The organism is Shewanella sp. 10N.286.45.A1, assembly GCF_041470405.1.
Classification (GTDB): Bacteria; Pseudomonadota; Gammaproteobacteria; order Enterobacterales; family Shewanellaceae; genus Shewanella.
Genome location: NZ_JBFRMK010000455.1, coordinates 1 through 228, shown reverse-complemented (window position 1 = coordinate 228; position 228 = coordinate 1). Strand labels below are relative to the sequence as shown.

General features: G+C 39.0%; 1 pseudogene. It reads right to left on the bottom strand.

Features of this window, described 5'->3' with window-relative positions:
- Positions 1–220 (bottom strand): annotated as a pseudogene (locus tag AB4238_RS22380) (IS110 family transposase); the annotation flags it as partial.
- Between the last annotated feature and the right edge of the window lie 8 nt (positions 221–228).

Here is a 228-nt window from a genome sequence, read left to right as displayed (position 1 = left end):
CATGGCTGTCTCGATGTTTCTCGGTAAATTCTCTTGCCCAGTAGTGAGCGCCAGAACAAGCTTCCATCCCGATAATACAGGGTGGAATGTTAGCGATTTTCTCTAACAGCTTGTTTCTTTTAACTGTTTGCTTTAGTTTAGTTTTACCGTATTCGTCAACACCATGAATACTAAAAACTAATTTGGCTAAATCGATGCCAATTGCTTTAATTAAGGACATATGGACTC